Source organism: Bacillus sp. AP50 (genome assembly GCF_040492675.1).
Taxonomy (GTDB): domain Bacteria; phylum Bacillota; class Bacilli; order Bacillales; family Bacillaceae_G; genus Bacillus_A; species Bacillus_A cereus.
The window spans coordinates 1-2,977 of sequence record NZ_JBEUTW010000550.1 but is presented as its reverse complement, the minus strand read 5'-3'; the positions used below and the strand labels follow the sequence as shown (position 1 = coordinate 2,977).

Genomic DNA, 2,977 nt, shown 5'->3' with positions numbered 1-2,977 from the left:
AAAAAGTTTTATTGCAGCAAATATTAAAAAAGTTAGTATGGGATTTTTCTTTGTAAATAAAGTGAAGCTTTAATACGTTCATATCAATTCGGAATTTTACAGTAGTTAATTTCTTACCTAAGTGCTTTGTACTTACTGAATTTTGAGACGGGGGTCTTATTGGCCGAAAATATCGGGATAAATAAAAATACAACATTTTTTATATTTTTCATTGCGAAAAACGTAATCTACTTTTACAATAGAAAGGGTTGTGAATATATTATACTGGAAAAATAAATCGAAATAATATGAAAATTTTGTTTTGTCTTCGCTAATTGTATATTACATACATGTAAGACGACATACGTCATGTTATCGACTTGTAAGGAGAGAAAAAAATGAAAAGTGTAAGATTACCATCGATGCTAGAAATCATAGTTCTTTTATTACTATTTCTTGCTGTTGTCTTTTCCTTCCAAACGATTTTTGATCTCCCAATTCAATTAGCGCTATTTATTTCATGGTTTTTAGTAATTGCGCTTGGATTAAGATTAGGATTTCGTTATCAAGAATTGCAAGATGCAATTACGAAAGGGATTTCTAACGGATTAGAAGCGATACTGATTTTAGTTGCAGTAGGTGCTTTAATTGGAACATGGATTGCTGGTGGGGTAGTACCAACATTAATCTATTATGGATTAGAATTTATTCACCCTAGCATATTCCTATTAGCAACATTAATTATTTGTTCTATAACTTCTATCGCAACAGGAACGTCTTGGGGAACAGTGGGAACAGCAGGTATTGCTATGATGGCGATTGGTGAAGGACTTGGTTTACCACTTCCGCTTGTTGCTGGTGCAGTTCTTTCAGGAGCTTATTTCGGCGACAAATTATCACCACTTTCTGATAGCACAGTTCTTGCAGCTTCTATGGCGAAAGTAGATGTTATTGCTCACGTTCGAGCTATGCTCGTATTAGATGTTCCAGCTTATATTATTACTAGTATTATGTTTACTGTAGCTGGTTGGATGTATGGCGGCGATAATGTAGATTTGAATCGAGTAGAATTTTTAAAAGAAGCTTTATTAAAGCAATTTGATATTAAAATATGGATGCTTGTTCCGGCGGTCATTGTTATCGTTCTATTAGCGATGAAGAAACCGTCTATGCCAACAATTGCAATGGGAGCTTTAATTGGTGCAATTTGGGCAACCCTTTTCCAAGGGATGAACTTTGGAGAGGCGATTGGAACAGCTTATAACGGATTCTCAATTCAATCTGGTGTTGAGTTTGTTGACAAGTTATTAAACCGTGGTGGAATTAACGGCATGCTTGGCTCAGTAGCCGTTATTATTTTCGGTTTAGGATTTGGTGGATTACTTGAAAAACTAGGTGTTTTAAAAGTAATCGTATCAAAATTTGAGAAGAAATTAAATTCTGCAGGTAATGTAACATTGTCTACATTAATCGTGGCATTCTTAGCTAATATATTTGGTTGTGCGATGTATGTATCACTAATTTTAACACCAAAAATTATGGAAGATAGCTATGATAAATTAAAAATAGACCGTCGTGTATTAGCGCGTAACTCAGAAGTAGGTGGAACGTTAACTTCAGGTATGGTTCCGTGGTCTGATAATGGTATTTTTATGGCTGGCATTTTAGGTGTAGCAACGTTCTCATACGTTCCGTTTATGTGGTTAAGCTTCGTATCGTTAATTTTAGCAGTTATTTACGGATATACAGGCAAATTCATCTGGTATGTAGATGATGCAGATAAAGGAAAGCAAGCATCATAAAATAAAAATCACCTTCTACAATATGTAGAAGGTGATTTTTTTATTTTTTAATAGCATTTGCTGAAGTTATTTCATTCTCATATTTAGCAATTTTTTGTTGTATCTTTTTTAAGTTTTTTTCAGTGTCTTGAATGAGCTGTAAGACATTGGTCTCCTGTTGTTTCATTAATTCTAACCTTTGAAGGATAGTAGATTCTCCTTCCATAGACCAGTCGATAAATTGTTTTATTTTTTGAATTGGCATACCAGTGTTTTTTAAACACAAAATCATCTCTAAATATTTCAGTGCTTCTTCATCAAAAACTCGATCTCCTTTTTCGTTTCTTTGCAGAAAAGGAAACAGTCCTTGTTTATCGTAATAACGTATTTGAGAAATAGTTAAGTGTTGCATTTTGGCGACTTGCCCAATTGTATAATACATATCATTCATCCTTTTATTACCAAGGTATAATGCCATCTTTGTTAAGTATTTTACCATTATAGTTTGTTTCACTTAATGCATATTTAATAATAATTTTAGCACTTTCAGTGGTTGTATGGCCACCGGGGGAATTTCCATTAAGATCCGTAGTTGTAAAACCAGGAGTTACCCCAAATACTTCTGGACCGTTAGTAGCAAATTCTTTACTAAAAGCTAATGTTAAAGCATTAATAGCTGTTTTTGAAGAATTATATCCTAGTGTATTAATTGGATGTGTTTCACCATTAGCAAACATTGTTAGTGAGGCCATGTCAGTTGTTACATTTATTATTTTACTGTTGCTTGAATTCTTTAATAATGGTAAAAAGGCTTGCATCATTTGGAAAGTTCCAAAAAAATTAACTTCAAATCCTTGGCGTAAAGTTTCAATATTTAATTCACTAGGTAGCATATTGAAGTCTAGCGCTATGCCTGCATTATTAATTAATAAATGTAAGTGATCAGTCGTTTCGTAAATTTTCTTTGTTGCTTCTTGAATGGATTGTGAATTTGAAATATCTACTTGAATATAGGAAACGTTTGAAACATTTAAAGATTCTACGGCTTGTTGTCCAAGTTGTTCATTACGAGCACCTAAAAATACGTGATAATCTTTTTCTGCTAATTGACGAACAAGTTCATATCCAATTCCTTTATTCGCACCTGTTATAAAAGCATATTTTTTCATATTGAATTCCTCCAGTAATGTTATAGTAGGTTACAATGGAAAGGATAC

3 protein-coding genes are annotated in these 2,977 nt (G+C 33.1%); 1 reads left to right on the top strand and 2 read right to left on the bottom strand.

Annotated elements, in window-relative coordinates:
- The first annotated feature begins 377 nt into the window (after nucleotides 1-377).
- Nucleotides 378-1,781, top strand: a complete 1,404-nt coding sequence (gene nhaC, locus ABWK52_RS26385) for a Na+/H+ antiporter NhaC (protein ID WP_000843992.1) — start codon at nucleotides 378-380, stop codon at nucleotides 1,779-1,781.
- 40 nt (nucleotides 1,782-1,821) lie between these two features.
- On the opposite strand, the gene ABWK52_RS26380 is transcribed toward nhaC, so the two are convergent.
- Together ABWK52_RS26380 and ABWK52_RS26375 are read right to left on the bottom strand one after the other, a co-directional pair.
- Nucleotides 1,822-2,202, bottom strand: a complete 381-nt coding sequence (locus tag ABWK52_RS26380; protein ID WP_000291861.1) for a MerR family transcriptional regulator — start codon at nucleotides 2,200-2,202, stop codon at nucleotides 1,822-1,824.
- Between the two features lie 16 nt (nucleotides 2,203-2,218).
- Nucleotides 2,219-2,929: an SDR family NAD(P)-dependent oxidoreductase gene (locus ABWK52_RS26375; protein ID WP_000759549.1), complete on the bottom strand. Its 711-nt coding sequence runs from the start codon at nucleotides 2,927-2,929 to the stop codon at nucleotides 2,219-2,221.
- Nucleotides 2,930-2,977: the final 48 nt, after the last annotated feature.